This is a genomic window from Fischerella sp. (assembly GCF_013388695.1).
In the GTDB taxonomy this organism is placed as follows: Bacteria; Cyanobacteriota; Cyanobacteriia; order Cyanobacteriales; family Nostocaceae; genus PCC9605.
Genome location: NZ_JACAEU010000116.1, coordinates 1 through 17,072, shown reverse-complemented (window position 1 = coordinate 17,072; position 17,072 = coordinate 1). Strand labels below are relative to the sequence as shown.

Genomic DNA, 17,072 nt, shown 5'->3' with positions numbered 1-17,072 from the left:
ATTAACTACGAGAACCGATGGAAGCCTTAAATGCTGGACGCTCAGACAAGCGTTTGCAATAAGTAAATATACCTGGATAGGGGCTAAAGTCTAGCTTTAGCATGATCGTAATATAAGCTAGGACAGATCCTACCGCCACGTCGGCAACAGTAAATGTGCCGCCCAACAAGAATTGTTGACGTTGAAGAATTTCATTTAGGGGAGTCATTAACTGTGGCATTTCTCGCTCGCGGCTGGCTTCCACAAATATACCTGGAGCTAGGGTGGAATTGGCAAATAACACCCACTGAGCGATTTTTGCACGTTCTTCTAAAGAGTGCTCAAGCTTACCATATTTCTCATCAAGATAAAGCAAAATTGCCCCTGATTCCCAAAGTTGGAAATCGCCATCAACGATCGCCGGAACTTTCCCCATAGGGTTAATTGCCAGGTATGCAGGTTGGCGGTGTTCACCAGCTTGCATATCGAGCATGACAAATTCGTAAGGAATTCCCAATTCTTCTAAATACCATTGAACAATTGAAGCGCGACTACGAGCGCCACCGTAAAGTTTCAACATAATATTTTGGTGTTGGTTGTTGGTTAGTAGTTAGTAGTTAGTAGTTGGTGGTTAGTGGTTAACGATTCCCCATTTCCCTTTACCCCTTCCCCTTTCCCCATTCCCCATTCCCTATTCCCTACTACAAAACTTTATGTGTATGGGGATGCTGTTTGATGTTGTCTTCTTTAGAGACAACCCGTGCGGCATTCAGTACGCGTTTGCGTTCGGTAGAATATTTAAAATCTTTATAGGTAGTGCCCAAAGGAATTAGAGATTTTGCGGTTTCACTACGCTTGTAGGTACGAGCTGCTGCAATAGTGCGTTGCATAAATTCATCACTAAATTGAGCCGTCTGTGGGAAGTCCGCTGGTTTTTGCAGTGTTTCACCGCTGAGTACTGTTCCCAATGTTGTTGCACAAGCCAACCTATAGGAAGTGGGAATTCCTTTGACGAGGGCTTCCAATGCGGCTGAGGGAATCGGTTCTATAACTTCGACTTGATGAACTTCTCCGTCTTCTTTGATGAAGCAGGTTGCTAAACCGATGACGATGTAATCATCGGTGGTAATGTCGGGCGCATTGGGATAGGAAGCTGCTGTTGTCATAAGAATTTCTTTTCAAAACTATAGACTCTACTAAATAAAGTCTGAATTGCTTGTTGGCATTTTATCAAGTTGTTGCTCCTACTACTTGACTAGTCTACTAGATTGATATTTGCTGTTTCTGGAATTAAACCTTGGGATGAAGTATCCACTATTAAGCTTAAGGATCAATTGGGTATGAGGAATATTCACACCTGTAAGGTGGGTAATATTCAAATAGGATGCTTGCACCTAAGTACTCATAGACACCTTAGCAAGTGACACAGGGGCAGAACCACAAGCACGCCGAAAACTATAAGTTGATTTCACAGAGCAAGCAGCTCAGGCAGGAAGATATGAACAGCCACTCATTTTTAGCATCTGGTGAACAGCAAAATCACAGATATACAAACGTGTTAAAAACTACCGAACTCTCTCAACAGCGAAAGGCTAACGGTAGCGGCGAATCTGCTTTCGGTGACGGCTACTTACGCTCTTGTGCTTTAAGATCGGCCCAACAAGGAGAGTATACTGAGGCGATCGCGCTCTTGAGTCAACTAATTAACCGTCATCCCCACAATGCGATTGATTACAACAACCGGGGACTGATTTATTTTGAATGCGGTGAAACTCAAAAAGCTTTTTGCGATTACAACACAGCTTTGCAACTAAATCCTAAATTGGCTAGTGCTTATAACAATCGAGCAAATTACTTCGCCGCTCGTGGGGAATTAGTAGCAGCGATCGCAGACTATGACCAAGCGCTAGATTTGAATCCTAGTTATGTGCGGGCATGGTTGAACAGAGGTATTACTTTGCGTGACTTGGGGCAATACGAAGAGGCTATTGATAATTTTGAGGTGGCGTTACTTTTCGGTCAGCTAGAAGGTCATATTTTTGCTGAACGAGGCAGAACATTTCATCTTTGGGGTGACTGGAATTGTGCGATCGCTGATTATCGTCGTGCCTTGAGTTTACTACCTTCTTCAGACACCAAAAGGAAAGAACCAGGACAGCGCTTGCATTTACAAGTTGAAAACTGGATCGACGAGTTGATGTCTTCTAGCCATTAAAATTGGTAGTTTGAGCCTAAATTTAGGCTGATTAAATACGCATTTTAATCGCTAATAGCTAATAGATGATAACTACACAGATCCGAAAAACTGAGCGGTTGGCTATTAACTATTAGCTGTTAGCTATTTTTTGATATACTACGTGTTAATACGCAGTCAGCAGGAAAGAAATCTAAACTATTCTAAATCTCTAAACTAGAACTTTACCTACAAATTTCATTTAAGGTGAAAATTCTGCTTGTTCAATTTCTTCTGGTTCCTGATTCATCAATACGACTTGACGCTGCCTTGGGTCAAATCGATATCCTTGTTCTTGCATAATACTTTTAGTTTGGCGCGGATCAAAGTTGCGGCTAAATTCTGCCTGCAAACTATTCACCCGTTCTTCCATCTGCTTGACTTCAGTGCGGATTTCTCGCAACTTGTCTTGCTGTGACCAGTGATAAGGCAAAAGCTGTACAAGAGCAGATAGCGCCGCTGCTGAAATCACAACGTTAACCCCTATCTTTGCTGTTGTTTCCAGGGCCATCACCTGGTAAGAACGCTGACGTAGATGCCGTTTTGGTCGAGGAGCAACTCGGCGTCTTTGTATAGGTTCTAGCGGGGGTCTGGATGGTTGAATCGCATTCATAAGTAATTATTAAGAACCTCGCTGATTTAATTGACGCACCGTAAACAATGCTCCTGCGCTGTTTACGGTTTTATTTAGCTGTCATATTACTTCATTTTTCGGAAATTGCTACACGTGTGCAGCCAGTTAAAAATAAACCTAGCATACGTAAGTGTTTGCACGCAAACACATAACGGTATAAAGCCGTTAGTCTTCGGCAACTGCACCCCGTATTGCCAGGTTTATTGGCTTTATAAATGCGTCATCACGCCAATAATTTATTTGTAAAGTTCTGTTGCCAACCGCCAAGCTAGAAAGCCTGGAAGCAAAGCTACAACAAGAGCAATGTAGACTTGAGTATCAGATATAGTCATGGATTAAAACCTCCTAATCCAAAAGATTTTGATCAGTTCGTTTACTACTTTTCCCTGTTTTGCCTTGATAGGGGAATAGCTTGTTACAAGATGCAACAAATGGGTTAGTGGTTGGTTGTTGGTTGTTGGTTGTTAGTAGTTAGTGGTTAGTGGTTAGTGGTCAAGAGTTTTTAAGAAAAATTATAGAACTATGTGTTTTTATCTGGGTATAGACTTTGGGACTTCTGGTGCGAGGGGTGTGGTGATTGACGAAGCAGAGAGTATCTTACAAGAGGTGCGGCATCCCTTTAAAGTTTCTACTAATGCTGACTTGGTCAGTTGCTGGCATACGGCTTTATTTAGCCTTCTAGAGCAAATATCTAGAGAATTGCGGCGAGAAATTAGAGCGATCGCTATTAATGGCACTTCCTCGACTGTGTTGCTGTGTGATGCGGCTGGTAATCCTGTGGATGTGCCTTTGCTGTACAACGATGGGCGAGGTGTGGTCATGCTGGATAGATTGAGGAATGTAGCACCGCCCAATCACACTGTATTAAGTGCAACTTCTAGCCTTGCCAAGCTTCTGTGGATGTCGCAATTGCCGTCTTTTCCAGAAGCTAGATATTTTCTGCATCAAGCAGACTGGCTGGCTTTTCTGCTGCATGGTAAATTGGGTATTAGCGATTACCACAATGCTTTAAAACTAGGTTATGACGTAGAAGCATTTAAATACCCAAAATGGCTGGATAAGCTACAAATTTCAATTCATTTACCGAAAATATTAACTCCTGGTCATCCTATCAGTGAATTACACCCTGAAATTGTCACTCATTACAATTTCCCGTCTGATTGCTTGGTGTGTGCTGGCACTACAGATAGTATCGCGGCATTTCTCGCCAGTGGAGCGAAATTGCCTGGGGAAGCAGTGACTTCTCTTGGTTCTACGCTTGTGCTGAAGCTTTTGAGTCGTACTCGTGTGGAAGATTCCAGGTACGGGATTTACAGCCATCGCTTGGGAAACTTATGGCTAACTGGCGGTGCTTCCAATACTGGTGGTGCTGTGCTGCGACAATTTTTCACTAATGCTGAGTTAGAAAACTATAGCCGGGAAATTGACGCTAGTAAAGAAAGTGGGTTAGATTATTATCCTTTGTTGAAGCCGGGCGATCGCTTTCCGATTAACGATCCAAATTTACCGCCGCGACTAGAACCACGTCCGGAGAACCCCGTGGAATTTCTGCATGGGTTATTGGAAAGTATTGCCCGTATAGAAGCGCGAGGATATGAGTTGTTACAGGAATTGGGGGCAGATCGGTTAAGTCGAGTTTATACAGCTGGTGGTGGTGCAGCAAACGACACATGGACGGCAATTAGAGGGCGTTATTTGCAGGTTCCTGTGAAGCGTCCTGTAAATACGGAGGCGGCATACGGGACGGCGTTGTTGGCGATGCGAGGCGTGAGGGAATAAACTGCACTAGTAGTCTGTCAACTTTGAATTGATGAATACCGTTGGTGGTAAAGCACCTACCCAAGGTTGCGATCGCGTCAACGCAAACGGTGAAGTTCGCATTGGTTATCAAGCAAATTACTACTTCTGGGGCGGTGTTGCCAAGAAAGAGGTAGAGCCTCTAAATCCTCGTTACCAGGTTCAACCTGGCTCTTGTGAATTAGAGCCTCTGGCTCTTCTTCCCTTATGCACAAAAGCGGAGACTAGCTACTTTCTTGTGAAAACATTCTCACTTTACGAACCTTGATGAATCCTCTGGTAAACCAAATCTCGGAGGATATTGGCTTTTTGATTGGGAATTGATGCAACAAGGCTCCGCAGAGTCATACGCACTAGCAGATTTTTCTGATCTGGTTGGATACCCAAGCGTTGAATAGCCTGTGGGGGAAGTTGTTGATAGTAAGTTTCGCCAAGTATATCTACTGATTCCAAAAGTTCAGCGTCATTGCCCAACGCTTCTATTATTTGTTCGCAGATATCTTCTAATTCCGTATCAAGCCCGGTGACAATTGACATATCCCGGTTGATACTAGGTTGATTGGAGATTTTGCGGTAAGGCTCCAAATTTGTCATTTGGAAAGCAATACCGGGATGACTACTTCGTAATAAGCGAATATCATCTATCCCTTTTACTAACATCGCCAAACGATCTAGTCCCCAACCAGATGCTAAACCGTAATAACCAGGTTGTAACAAACCAGGATGAGCTTCCCCACATTCTCCCACCTCCACCCATTTGCCATCAACTAAAACCTCAATTTCTAAACCGTTGCGGGTGTAAGGGTGTGAGGTTTCATTCAAGCGGTAGGATACGCCTGGAAGCACTGCATGGAGAATAGTTTCGATGAATTTCACTAATGTAGAGACGTTACATGTAACGTCTCTACCAATTAACCAAACGTCCATTTGATGGGGTTCGCCCACATGACGTTTATCCACCACATCTCGGCGATAACAGATACCGGGGTGGAGGATGAGTTGTTCTCCCCTAATATGAGGGAGTAACTCTGGCATAATTACGGTGGTGTGAGTTCTGAGTAGTTTACCCTCGCTAAGGTAGCGGGTGTATTTTGGGGAACGCGACAAACTATCTGAAGGGAAATAAAGTTTGTCGAAGTTGTTAGCAACCGTAGTGATGGGTGAAGAACGCCAAATTGTTGGTTCTGGATATCCAGACTTGTACAAAGCCTCAGCAATTTTGTAGACGATGAGATTGATAGCGTGAATGCCATTTCCCAGGTTCGTCAAGTCCGGTTTTAGAAGTCCAGGTGGTTCATTTTTTACCTCTCTAGCTCAAATTTGTAATACGAGTGTAGCACTCACTAAAGGATAATGACATCACTCTAGTTAGTGATTTGTAACTACAATCCTCCTGTTGTCAATTCCGGTATAAAAAACCTTAGTACAGCTTTGCGTAAAATCGTAGCTTTTTTAAACGCAGAGAGAAGTTTGTAGACGCGCTAGCGGCTTCCCGCAGGGTGCGGAGGTTTCCTCCGTAGACGCGCGCAGCGCGGCTTCTCGCAGAGTAGGGCTTCTCGCAGAGTTAAAAGCTTCGGTGGGCACGCAGAGTCAGCGCACGCCTGTAGCAGAGTCTTTTCATAAATAATTTCGCTACGAATTAATGAAACGCTGTACTTAGTACTTTGCCACACAAAGTATGCTGGGTTTGTAGTAAGGGCTAGCCCTTAAAGTAGCTCTTAAAGAGGGCTAAAGCCCACCCTGCGGGAAGCCGCTCTTGGGAGCGTCTACACTACGAACCTCGCATCACCCAGATCGGACGTAAGTCTCAATTCCTAAACGTGGAACTCATTCTCATAATTAGGGTCTTGAGTACCGAGCAGCTTGTCCCAGAACGTGAAGTACAATCCGTAGTGTACCGTGTATTTATGATGATGTATCGAGTGATGCGTCGGGCCGATGAACCACCTTCCGAGCCAGTAGCTCTTAAATGACGAGGGAAATAGCTTGAATCCAAGATGATTCAACACTGCCCATACCGTCATCGTTATGAGTACGGCAACCAAAGTGATGAAATGAAGCGGGACGATGAAGACTACACCTACAAAAAAGAGCGCCTGTGCGATCGCCTCTGGTGGATCGAAGGCAAAGGAACTCCACGGTGTTGGATCTCCCGAACGGTGATGTCCATAATGCATCCACCTGAAAAATAAGGGGCGGTGAAACATCCGATGGATAAAGTAAAAGTACGTATCCTGAAGTATGAGCACCGCTACAAAGCTCACTCCTAAATACCACAGACCATAGTCGCGCAGATCGGTGTACAACAGCGTGACTCCCAAATCGTACTCTGAGATGATAAACGCTGCACTAAGTGCAAAAACCACCGCCGAGAGGATCGATAATTCGATATCCCTGCGAATTGATCGGCCCGGCGGAGGCTTAAGACGCAAACTCCGATTGGCAAGGGATTTCCCTAGAATTGAATAGAAGAGCAAGTACGCTCCCCCAGCGATAAGAAAGTATCGGGCAAAAATAACCCCGAAGAAGACGAACCAATAGTACAAAAATGAGTAGGCTGTCAATTCAAAGTTTCCTCTTTGGAGTCAGATGCTCACACGCCACCTGAGAGAACTAATTAGCTATTTTCTAATCCTGATGAGCGCGATCGCCCTGTTTGCTACCTCATCCAAATTCCCATCCAACCGCAACAACTGGACTCTGCCTTTAGGCTGATTTCCGCCTTCCGCCGAAGGCAGCGATACCTGGAGGCTGCACAGAAATAATATTATTCTGTGTACGCTCTTTTTTATCCCTCGGCAAACAAGCAGAAGATTTAGTACTTATTTGAGCGCTCAAGCACTCACTACACACTAAATAGTAAGTTCTAAGATGATTGCAAATTCTCAGTAGCAGGAGAAATCATCGCACCAGTAGGTGGGGATGGAGAGTCTAGCTGAGCTTGTTCTGGTGTTTCGATAGTTGCCTCAGTTACACTGGTTACATCACTGAAATATGTGCCAAACAGCTTATCGTAGTTGGATGCCACAGCTAAAAAAGCCCCACCCAAAATATAAATAGGTAGCGGCAGTTGCAATTCTTGTATCCAGTCAAACAACTGTGCTAGAGCAAATAGCACTACAAAGCAAGCTAGCCAAACTCTCATATTCACACCCGCTGAATTTAAATCACTCTACCAATTCTAAGGCAGAAGGCTGGAGGTAAGAGACTCAGTTACACACTTTGTGTCTTAGTGCCTTTGTGGTTAAAAAAATCTTAAACCACCAAGACACTAAGACACAAAGAGAAAACGGGTTTTCATGCGTTTTGGTGTACGCAGTTTTCACATCTACTTACAAAAGAGTTTGCCGCAGTCGGGGTTGAATAATCAGCAAAGCTAAAAGAGCAAATCCCAGCAATACGAGGATGGCGCTGCCAAAGGTAACGTCACCCCAAAATGCGTGCATCACCACACTATTTAAGCTCCAATCTTTGTGCAGATAAAGATAACGAATTGGTTCAATAGCGTAGCTGAGAGGATTGAGAGTAGCTACAATCTGCAACCACTTGGGCATAAAAGATAAGGGAGCCAAAGCAGTGCTGGCAAATAACAGCGGTAGGTTAGTAACAAAAATTACTGCAATCAGTTCAATGTGTCCGGGCAGCGCAAAAGCCAACCCCAAGCTGAGGGCAGTTACACCCAAAGCAAGCAGGAAGACAATTAGAGCTATAGCACCCAAACCAGCAGCATCTGGCACTCCTGCACCTAAAAACGCTGCTGCTGCCACGATCGCAGCTGCTTGCAGCAAGCTTTGGCTGATGATAAAGATTGCGGAAGCCAGTACAATCGAGTACCGCGATGCTAGGGGAGCTACTAGCAACCGATTCAAAAAGCCAAATTCACGGTCAAACATTACTGGTAAACCAGCATTGAGCGCTCCAGCAAAGGCAGTAAAAACAATAATACCAGCACCCAGAAATTGTGCGTAATTTGTCGTATTGCCAAAAATGCCTTTGGGTGCATTCTGAAATAAAGCGCCAAACAGCACTAACCACATTACAGGCTGAATAATTCCAGCTAGCAAGGTGGAAGGACGTCGCTGCAATTGAATAAACAAGCGACGTGTCAATGCCAAAGTTTCTTGAATTAGCTCACCGACAAAATTAGGAGCAGTATCGGTGTAAGCTTGCGGCGCAGCTACTTGCTGCCAGTTAATCTCTGATTTGGGAGGTATGACAGTACCACTCATATCAATTTTAGATTTTAGATTTTGGATTTTGGATTTTGGATTGGGAATTGTTAGTAGTTAGTAGTTAGTGGTTAGTAGAACAACTAACTACTATCTACTAACCACTAACCACTATCTATCTCATATTTTGCTTTTTCTCTGCTTTTGGATCGCGAGTATCCAATGCTGCTAGTTCTGCATCCATGAGCGTGCGTCCCGTGGCTGCGAGGTAGACATCATCTAAACTGGGACGAGATTGAGCAATGCCAAATACTGGCAGCCCAGCATGATTGAGCGCTTGCTGGATGGTAATCAATACATCATTCTGTGGTGTTACCACCAAGTTGAGAGAATTACCCTGAGCGTTGTTGATAATTACTTCTTGTACGAATGGCAGAGGTGTGAGTAAATCTTTTGCTTTTTCTGCTTCTTCATTTGGTGTAAATTCACGGATACGCAGAGTAACGCGATCGCCCCCAACTTTATCTTTTAATTCGGAAGGCGTTCCAGCCGCAATGACTACACCCCGATCAATGATTGCGACTCGATCTGCCAAGGCGTCAATTTCTTCTAAATAATGGCTGGTAATTAGTACGGTGGTTCCAGCTTCCCGCAATTTCCGCAGGAATTCCCAGACAATAAAACGGCTTTCAATGTCAAGTCCTACCGTTGGCTCATCCAAAACCAATACATCTGGTGCGTGTAGTAACCCAGCTGCCAAGTCTAAACGTTTGCGTAAACCGCCAGAGTAAGTTCCAGTCTTTTTGTCGGCGTATTCCTGCAAACCGAGTAAACTCAGCACCGTGTCAATGCGCTGTTTTGTTACTGCTGTCGGTAAGTGATAAAGTGCCGCTTGCAGTTGTAGCAGTTCGCGTCCAGTCAGGACTTTATCTAAAGCTACTTCTTGGGCGACATAACCAAGTCTTTTTCTCGCTGCTCTGGGATTATCTACAACTGAAATGCCAGAGACTTCTATTTTACCAGCGTCTGGTGTAGTGAGAGTACATAAAGCTCGTAAGGTAGTAGTTTTACCCGCTCCGTTGGGGCCAAGTAAACCAAAAATTTCTCCTGGTTCTACCTGAAAGGAAACATCCTTAACGGCTTCAACCGAACCGTAGCGTTTTTTTAGGTTTTCAATTAAAACGGCGGGAGCCATAACAGGTTATCCCTAAGTAACTATACAAATCTCAACACTATCCCTATTGTAGTTGAGTAGTGTTGAGTGAGGTGGGCGATCGCGTGGGTATGACTCCTTTATTTTATAAGTTGGTTATATTCTGTCGCTCGTCCTTTTCCTCAATCATATCGACAGCAGTAGGGACTTGTTCTAATACAGCAGATTTCAACTTAATAAAGTATATAAATATCCCAAAAAGAGCGATCGCGCACTCTTCCCTTTACCAGGGGTACTTCATCTAGATGTCAAGCGCTGTAAGTCTTCGGGTAATTTAGTTTTAGATAAAGTCACCATTGGGAAGAGTGAGTTTTTGCGATCGCTCCTTTTGGGATAAAAACAAACAGCTGCCGCTTACTTATTAGATCAAAGTAATTTACTTTACCAACATGCTCCTTAATTACATCGCTGACAAAGTTTATTCGCAACAAATATCCAAGTTCCCTCTGTCTACTAAATGCACCCTTCACTGTTATAATTCTGACTGCTCAACCGAAAAAATATCGCCAACACCAATTTTTTAGGAATTGGAAAATCTTAAATTTACTAAAAGTTTTCACTTGCTAACCAGACGTTTGCGCTACCTAGATGAGAATGCGTCATCAGAGGACTTAACCAATGGGATATGTAATTGCAACTGCAAATATGAAAGGTGGCGTCGGTAAAACCACCCTTAGTGTCAATATAGCCACTTGTTTAGCGAAAGAACATGGCAAGCGGGTGCTTGTTCTTGATTTAGACACGCAAATTAGTGCAACACTCAGTATGATGTCGCCTGTGGAGTTTGCCAAACGTAGAAAATACAGAAAGACGTTTAGGTATCTAATCGACCAAATTATCACTCCAGAGGCAAAAGCAAAACATACCATTCAAGAAGTAATTCAACCTGGGGTTTGTAATCTGCAAGGATTAGATTTAATACCAGGAGATATTGACCTTTATGATGAATTTGTCGTTTCAGCCATGCTGCATGAACAAGCAGTGACGTTGGGTGAAAAAGACTTTGAAACAATTTGGAATCGCTTTGAAAGAGTCTTACTGGGTAAAGTTTTAGAACCAGTTCGCCAAGATTACGATTTTATTATCTTAGACTGTGCACCAGGTTATAATCTTTTGACTCGTAGCGCTTTAGCAACTAGTAATTTCTACATACTTCCTGCTAAACCAGAGCCTTTATCTGTAGTGGGTATTCAGTTGCTAGAAAGACGCATTGCCCAATTAAAAGAAAGTCACGAACATGAAGTAAAGATTGATATTCAGATGTTGGGAATAGTGTTTACAATGTCTAATGCTAACTTGTTAACTGGCAGATACTACAAACAAGTTATGCAACGAGTTCATCAAGATTTTGGGGAAGAAAAAATTTGTCATACACAAATACCAATTGATGTGAATGTTGCCAAGGCTGTTGATAGTTTTATGCCTGTTGTTTTAAGCAATCCCCAGTCATCAGGATCAAAAGCATTCTCTCAGTTAACCCAAGAGTTAGTGCAAAAACTTAAAATGTACACTAGTGTCGGCTAGTACAAATAAAGCCCCATTGAGTGCAGTGGGGCAACTAATTAGACACAGATGCACAGAGATGAATTTACCCCTTCACGCACACAACTTGTTTGAGTGTGGCTACAACTTCGACCAAATCAGACTGATTTTCCATGACTTGATCTATTGGTTTATAAGCACCGGGAATTTCATCTAAAACGCCTGCATCTTTGCGGCATTCCACGCCTTTTGTTTGTTCGATCAAATCATCCAGGGTGTAGACACCTTTTGCTTTATTTCTTGATAGCAAGCGTCCGGCACCATGAGAGCAAGAACAGAAGCTGTGGACATCACCTTTACCCTTAACTATGTAAGATTTTGCTCCCATTGAACCAGGGATAATGCCATAATCTTCTGCTTGGGCGCGAACTGCACCTTTGCGAGTGACGTAAACTTCTTCATCAAAACATTTTTAGCCATCTTGGTTTCTTCTGAATCCAAGGGATGATTGGCCAAAGATAAAACAGGGGACGGTGTGGAAATTTTTAATTTTTCGTAAGGCATAATTTGATTTAATTTTGTTAGTAGTTAGTAGTTAGTAGTTAGTAGTTAGTAGTTAGTGGTTGTTATTTCCTAACAACCACTAACTACTAACTATTTTTTTTCAGAGGAATTACTACCTCTCAGAGGTAGTAATTTTTGTACTACATTTGTAGTTTTATAAAAAATCAATGTCAACCCTATCCTGATACGAGGCAAATATAATTTGCAGAAAATATATTACAATTTGTAAATAAACTAACTGTAGTTTTAACAGTGCATCGAGTCCGAAAATTATATGGCAGTTCGTCAAGATACTATCTGGGAGCGTTTTCTATCACCTGTAGTACGTTTTTTCATTAATGAAGAGGAACTACAGCGTTATGCTAAGAGCGTAGATTGGGAGAAAGAGAGCGATCGCTTTCGACGCGCTGATGTTACAATCCCTACCTACTACAGCAGCCAAAACTTCCACGGAATTAACGGTGGATATCTTAACTCTGGTGCGGCAGTGACTTACGATGCTGTTACCCAATACGTTTTACCACCAAATGAAACTTGGGTACGTCAAGCTTTAATTGATGCGATCAAAGTCGTGCCCCGACGCATAATCGACTTGGGCTGCGGTACAGGTTCGACAACTTTAATGCTCAAGCAGGCTTTTGCGGAAGCTGAAGTCATCGGCTTAGATTTATCGCCCTATATGTTGGTAAGGGCCGATCATAAAGCCCAAAGTGCTGGTTTGGATATACACTGGCGACATGGTAATGCGGAAAACACTACTTTGGCTAGTGATTCTTTTGACCTAGTTACAGCTACTTTGTTATTTCACGAAACACCCCCAGCGGTATCTGAGGCAATTCTGCGAGAAGCTTTTCGGTTGTTGCGAATTGGCGGGCAAGTATTAATTCTGGATGGTAATCAAAAGACTCTACGTCAGTTAGAATGGCTCAATGATGTATTTGAGGAGCCGTATATTCGTGAGTATGCAGCTGGCAGTGTGGATGCATGGATGGGTGCAGCAGGCTTTGCAGCAGTACAAACCCAGGATGTGTGGTGGACTAATCAGGTGACAAGCGGCATAAAACCCATTACAGCAGCAGGAACTGCTCAAACACAGGTACGCCAGTACACTCCGACATCGACAGATAGCATACTAGACGATAACGACTTGCAGGGCTTTCCCTCCCCAGCTTTTGATACAACGGCATGACTTTAAAGGCAGTTCTGTTTGACTTTAATGGCGTCATCATTAATGATGAGTCTATCCACGAGCGGCTAATCGAGCAAATTCTGCTTGAGGAAAATCTTACCCTCAAACCAGGAGAGTATAAACAAGTTTGTTTGGGACGCAGCGATCGCGCCTGTTTGCAGGATATACTAAATAGTCGCGGTCGTATTGTTAGCGAACAGTATTTAACTCAGTTGTTGAAAAAGAAGGCAGAACTATATGCGTTGGAATTAGAGAAACTGGAAAAACTGCCTTTGTATCCTGGTTTAGATGACTTGATATTTCAGGTGCGATCGCGAAGCGTCTGTGCAAGAGATTCGCGCAATTTAAATCTAGCGCTAGTGAGTGGTGCTATCCGCAAAGAAATAGAACTAGTTCTTAATCGTGCCAAACTGGCTGAATACTTTCCAGTTATTGTAGCTGGAGACGATATCACCACCAGTAAACCAGAACCTGATGGCTATTTATTAGCTGTAGAACGCCTCAACCAAGCATATCCCGAGTTGAATCTGCAACCAAGTGAATGTTTAGCAATTGAAGATACCCCAGCTGGTATCCAAGCAGCAAAACGTGCTGGTATGCAAGTTGTGGGTGTAGCGAATACTTACCCATTTCATATGCTTCAGCGTCTAGCAAACTGGACTGTAGATTATTTAACTGACTTAGAACTAGAACGGGTGCAGGAAGTGTATTTGCAAAAACAGTGCCAACCCACAGCAGGTGAATGCTAACATAGGGAATTGTTAGTAGTTAGTAGTTAGTAGTTAGTAGTTAGTAGTTAGTAGTTAGTGGTAAACAACTAACTACTAACCAATAACTATTTGGGGAATTAGCTCAGCTGGTAGAGCGCTGCGATCGCACCGCAGAGGTCAGGGGTTCGAGTCTCCTATTCTCCATTAAAGCCAACGATAAAAACACCATAGTATCCCTTGTGCCTCCAAAAATAACCCCAACATCGCTTCTAGGTTTTGTTTTTGGTATATAGAGGGCATCAACGACAGCAGGGTGTAAACTAGCCCTTGGGCGTGGGCAAGAATCATATCATGTCCGGTTAATCACTTACGATTAAAAATTCTCCGCGTCCCTGATGATAGCATAGACAGCAATTGTTTCATTTAGCATATTCCCCTCCGTTTTTCTTGCTGGAGGGGATTTTATTGCGTTTGCGATCGCCTTCTCAAATAACTAGCAACTTGGGTTATTAACCCTTTGTTGTCACTCCCATGAGATAATAATATAGGACTTACGCACTGTACAAATAGACCTTCATGTGTATTAACGAAATTTGGTTGTTTCAGGCTTTTTAGAATTACCCTATAAAACTTGAGGTGTTTTAAAAATTAAATTCATGAGACAAGTTTTAGTTGTTTCATTAAGTTAAACCTGATTGATGTTAGTATTTTTACTAATAAATTGGGAGAGGAAAGAGATAAAAACCTCTTCCCAACTTCCCAATTTTTATAAATATGAAAAATCAACGACAACCAATTCTAGGGAAGGCTATTCCGTAGGCGACGCAAGCAATTTATCGATGCAGCGCAATCACAGCCAAACATAGCTACAGCAGTATCGCTTTCCTCATCTGTAACTCCAAGCAAAGCATCCTCGCTATTCGCGTCGGTAACATCAATCTCTGGTACGCCCTTCTTCAAATGAGCCAATTGTTTAGCATTAGCACAGAAAAATTTACCGAGTTTTGGATGTTTTACACAAGCCTTTTGGCTTTCTGCTGATACTGGCGTAGTAGTCGTATCTGTATGGTTTACAGGTTGCGGATTTACTGGTTGATTAGCGGTGCTAACTTTACTAGTCATCAACAAGGAAGCTACAGAAATTAAAGCTGTGGGTTTAGAAGTCAAAGCCAAGAGTAATTTTTTCACTCACTCCTCCTAGAAATAAATTGACTATCTAGATGGGTTTTCACCTGAATGCGCTAACTGTATAATTCATAACAAGTAAGGGAGAAATTCTTCCCATCTTCGACAAACATATTGATAGCATTCAGGTGGAGAAATGACAAGATTTTCCAAAATATTAACCTCAAAATCCGAGTTAAATTTTATGAACAAAATAATGTCTTTTTGCGGATTATAAGTATCAACTGCTGCAAGTATTTGTGTTATTTCTTTTGGGTACAGAATCCACTCAGTCAAATAGCCTGTTAATCTAGCTTTAGTAACAAAATGAAGGTTAAAGGTTTCATCAGGTGAAATTTTCTTACCTGTGACTGTAGTAAAAGTGATTCCGGATAGCTCTACAGCATTATTTATATTACAAACTACAGCCCCGCGCCCTGATTTTAAAAAACCTTTCCAAGCAGTGTAGCTAATTAGTAAAAAAGTTGTGAAATTCAACAATTGCTTGTACCAATTATTGTTTCTCAGAAAGACTTCTTTTCGTAATACTTTAGCAGCTGACACCATGTTTTTAATGGATGGAATTACTTGCGGCTTCTAAAGAAGCTACTTCCTTCTGCAACACTAGTGATTCAATGCTAACCCGATCGAGTTCCCGACCAATTAACACTAATTTTGTTTGACGTGGTTCGCTGTTTTGCCAAGGACGGTCATAAAAGTAATCAAATCGATTACCAACACCCTGCAATACTAAACGCATGGCTTTATTCGGAACTGCTACAAATCCCTTAATTCGATAAATTTCTTGCTGTTGCACCAATGTTTGCAGGCGTTTAACCAAGACAGATGGCTCAAATGCTTGGTCTAGTAGTAGTTGCACTGCATTAATCCCGTCATCATGTTCGTGTTCGGCTTCGTTATCATGGTGACTGGGACGACTATCTAGGTTATCTTCTACCGCAGCGTTGAAACCGAGTAATAAATCGCTACTAATTTTACCGTCCTGGCAAGGAATGACTTTGACGCCAGGGGGTAATTTCTGCTTGAGCCATTCCTGTACTCTCACTTGCGTTTGTTCGTCAACGCGATCGCTTTTAGTCAGCAACACTAAGTCAGCACAAGCTAGCTGATCTTCAAACAGTTCCTCAATCGGTGTTTCGTGTTCTATGCTAGAGTCAGCTTGTCGCTGGGCTAGGAGGGCTGCTAAATTGCCTACATATTGATTGCTTGCTAAGGCTTCACAGTCCACCACAGTAATTATGCCGTCCACTGTCGCACCTGTACGAATTTCCGGCCAGCGAAATGCTTGTACCAATGGTTTTGGTAGTGCTAGTCCAGAAGTTTCAATCAACATACAGTCAAGGCTCGCGCGTCGCTTGAGTAATTCTTGCATTGCTGGTAAGAATTCTTCTTGCACAGTGCAGCACAGACAACCGTTGGTGAGTTCAACAATGTTGCTGTTAGAGTCTTCTTCATCGTCACAAACTCGACACGAACGCAAAAGTTCGCCATCAATTCCAACTTCGCCAAATTCATTCACTAAAACAGCAATGCGTCGTCCTTCATTGTTTTGCAGTAAGTGACGAATTAACGTCGTTTTGCCTGCGCCGAGAAATCCTGTGATTACCGTGACGGGAATTTTGTGCATATCAAATACGTTGTTTGTTGATTAAAGGAGCGATCGCAAGAAAGAAGTTTTCACCGCAGATATCATACAGTATTTAGATAGATGCAGTGATAAGGTCATAGCTCGAAACTCACGCACTGGTCATAATGCTTGCTACCTAACCGAGCTTGAGGGAGTTTCCTTAGCAAAGTTTCGGCGTTGCTGAATCAAGATATGAATTTACAATTCACGGGTATGTAGAGACGTAGCATTGCTACGTCTCTACAATGATTTGGCATCGAACTACAAAAATGTATGCACACATAATTCAT

The 17,072-nt window shown here is 42.7% G+C and carries 20 protein-coding genes, 1 tRNA gene and 1 pseudogene; 8 read left to right on the top strand and 14 right to left on the bottom strand.

What is annotated here, in order from left to right; genetic code table 11:
- Position 1 precedes the first annotated feature (1 nt).
- A complete protein-coding gene (locus HXY43_RS15860; RefSeq protein ID WP_290884459.1) occupies positions 2-559 on the bottom strand; it encodes a glutathione S-transferase family protein in 558 nt (185 codons plus the stop codon).
- Positions 560-680: 121 nt separating this feature from the next.
- On the bottom strand, positions 681-1,145 hold the full coding sequence (locus HXY43_RS15855) for a hypothetical protein (protein WP_290884456.1): 465 nt from the start codon (positions 1,143-1,145) through the stop codon (positions 681-683).
- 332 nt (positions 1,146-1,477) lie between these two features.
- Between HXY43_RS15855 and HXY43_RS15850 the strand changes: the two genes are divergently transcribed.
- A complete protein-coding gene (locus HXY43_RS15850) occupies positions 1,478-2,194 on the top strand; it encodes a tetratricopeptide repeat protein (protein ID WP_026731350.1) in 717 nt (238 codons plus the stop codon).
- 220 nt (positions 2,195-2,414) lie between these two features.
- On the opposite strand, the gene HXY43_RS15845 is transcribed toward HXY43_RS15850, so the two are convergent.
- Both HXY43_RS15845 and psaM read right to left on the bottom strand, forming a co-directional pair.
- A complete protein-coding gene (locus HXY43_RS15845; RefSeq protein WP_290884452.1) occupies positions 2,415-2,825 on the bottom strand; it encodes a hypothetical protein in 411 nt (136 codons plus the stop codon).
- Positions 2,826-3,082: 257 nt separating this feature from the next.
- The gene (psaM, locus tag HXY43_RS15840; RefSeq protein ID WP_026731348.1) at positions 3,083-3,178 is read right to left on the bottom strand and encodes a photosystem I reaction center subunit XII; all 96 of its coding nucleotides are present in this window, start codon (positions 3,176-3,178) and stop codon (positions 3,083-3,085) included.
- A gap of 190 nt (positions 3,179-3,368) precedes the next feature.
- Here psaM and HXY43_RS15835 point away from each other — a divergent pair, with 190 nt between their 5' ends.
- Both HXY43_RS15835 and HXY43_RS15830 read left to right on the top strand, forming a co-directional pair.
- Positions 3,369-4,625, top strand: coding sequence for an FGGY-family carbohydrate kinase (locus tag HXY43_RS15835; RefSeq protein WP_290884448.1), 1,257 nt, complete (start codon positions 3,369-3,371; stop codon positions 4,623-4,625).
- A gap of 31 nt (positions 4,626-4,656) precedes the next feature.
- Positions 4,657-4,911, top strand: coding sequence for a DUF3455 domain-containing protein (locus HXY43_RS15830; protein ID WP_290884445.1), 255 nt, complete (start codon positions 4,657-4,659; stop codon positions 4,909-4,911).
- Here the strand turns inward: HXY43_RS15830 and HXY43_RS15825 are convergent.
- On the bottom strand, positions 4,899-5,912 hold the full coding sequence (locus HXY43_RS15825; protein ID WP_290884443.1) for a hypothetical protein: 1,014 nt from the start codon (positions 5,910-5,912) through the stop codon (positions 4,899-4,901). The genes HXY43_RS15830 and HXY43_RS15825 overlap by 13 nt on opposite strands.
- 545 nt (positions 5,913-6,457) lie before the next feature.
- Complete coding sequence (locus tag HXY43_RS15820) at positions 6,458-7,207, bottom strand: sterol desaturase family protein (RefSeq protein WP_290884441.1); 750 nt, start codon at positions 7,205-7,207, stop codon at positions 6,458-6,460.
- Positions 7,208-7,232: 25 nt separating this feature from the next.
- Between HXY43_RS15820 and HXY43_RS15815 the strand changes: the two genes are divergently transcribed.
- Positions 7,233-7,358, top strand: a complete 126-nt coding sequence (locus HXY43_RS15815; protein ID WP_290884439.1) for a hypothetical protein — start codon at positions 7,233-7,235, stop codon at positions 7,356-7,358.
- Positions 7,359-7,509: 151 nt separating this feature from the next.
- Here the strand turns inward: HXY43_RS15815 and HXY43_RS15810 are convergent, their stop codons facing one another.
- From HXY43_RS15810 to HXY43_RS15800, 3 genes are all read right to left on the bottom strand, one after another.
- The gene (locus HXY43_RS15810) at positions 7,510-7,788 is read right to left on the bottom strand and encodes a hypothetical protein (RefSeq protein WP_026731344.1); all 279 of its coding nucleotides are present in this window, start codon (positions 7,786-7,788) and stop codon (positions 7,510-7,512) included.
- Between the two features lie 187 nt (positions 7,789-7,975).
- Positions 7,976-8,872 (bottom strand): ABC transporter permease, encoded by an 897-nt coding sequence (locus tag HXY43_RS15805; protein WP_290884436.1) that lies wholly within the window; start codon positions 8,870-8,872, stop codon positions 7,976-7,978.
- Positions 8,873-8,987: 115 nt separating this feature from the next.
- Positions 8,988-10,007, bottom strand: a complete 1,020-nt coding sequence (locus HXY43_RS15800; RefSeq protein WP_290884433.1) for an ABC transporter ATP-binding protein — start codon at positions 10,005-10,007, stop codon at positions 8,988-8,990.
- 636 nt (positions 10,008-10,643) lie between these two features.
- Between HXY43_RS15800 and HXY43_RS15795 the strand changes: the two genes are divergently transcribed.
- Positions 10,644-11,549, top strand: coding sequence for a ParA family protein (locus tag HXY43_RS15795; protein WP_026731341.1), 906 nt, complete (start codon positions 10,644-10,646; stop codon positions 11,547-11,549).
- Positions 11,550-11,613: 64 nt separating this feature from the next.
- Here HXY43_RS15795 and HXY43_RS15790 read toward each other — a convergent pair.
- Together HXY43_RS15790 and HXY43_RS15785 are read right to left on the bottom strand one after the other, a co-directional pair.
- Positions 11,614-11,967, bottom strand: a pseudogene (locus HXY43_RS15790) (RtcB family protein); the annotation flags it as partial.
- Positions 11,874-12,071 (bottom strand): hypothetical protein, encoded by a 198-nt coding sequence (locus HXY43_RS15785; RefSeq protein ID WP_290884428.1) that lies wholly within the window; start codon positions 12,069-12,071, stop codon positions 11,874-11,876. The pseudogene HXY43_RS15790 and the gene HXY43_RS15785, both read right to left, overlap by 94 nt.
- A gap of 274 nt (positions 12,072-12,345) precedes the next feature.
- On the opposite strand from HXY43_RS15785, the gene HXY43_RS15780 reads away from it, so the two are divergent.
- From HXY43_RS15780 to HXY43_RS15770, 3 genes are all read left to right on the top strand, one after another.
- Positions 12,346-13,260 carry a class I SAM-dependent methyltransferase gene (locus HXY43_RS15780; protein ID WP_290884425.1) on the top strand — a complete coding sequence of 305 codons (915 nt, stop codon included), beginning with the start codon at positions 12,346-12,348 and terminating at the stop codon, positions 13,258-13,260.
- Entirely contained in the window at positions 13,257-14,009 is a 753-nt protein-coding gene (locus HXY43_RS15775) for an HAD family phosphatase (RefSeq protein WP_026731338.1), read from the top strand. Before HXY43_RS15780 ends, HXY43_RS15775 begins: the two co-directional genes overlap by 4 nt.
- Before the next feature lie 92 nt (positions 14,010-14,101).
- Positions 14,102-14,174: transfer RNA gene (locus HXY43_RS15770), tRNA-Ala, on the top strand.
- A gap of 594 nt (positions 14,175-14,768) precedes the next feature.
- On the opposite strand, the gene HXY43_RS15765 is transcribed toward HXY43_RS15770, so the two are convergent.
- The 3 genes from HXY43_RS15765 to cobW all read right to left on the bottom strand — a co-directional run bounded on the left by HXY43_RS15765 (position 14,769) and on the right by cobW (position 16,782).
- Complete coding sequence (locus HXY43_RS15765) at positions 14,769-15,158, bottom strand: hypothetical protein (protein WP_290884422.1); 390 nt, start codon at positions 15,156-15,158, stop codon at positions 14,769-14,771.
- A 66-nt stretch (positions 15,159-15,224) separates the two neighbouring features.
- Positions 15,225-15,701: a hypothetical protein gene (locus HXY43_RS15760; RefSeq protein ID WP_290884419.1), complete on the bottom strand. Its 477-nt coding sequence runs from the start codon at positions 15,699-15,701 to the stop codon at positions 15,225-15,227.
- A gap of 4 nt (positions 15,702-15,705) precedes the next feature.
- Complete coding sequence (gene cobW / locus HXY43_RS15755; RefSeq protein ID WP_290884416.1) at positions 15,706-16,782, bottom strand: cobalamin biosynthesis protein CobW; 1,077 nt, start codon at positions 16,780-16,782, stop codon at positions 15,706-15,708.
- Between the last annotated feature and the right edge of the window lie 290 nt (positions 16,783-17,072).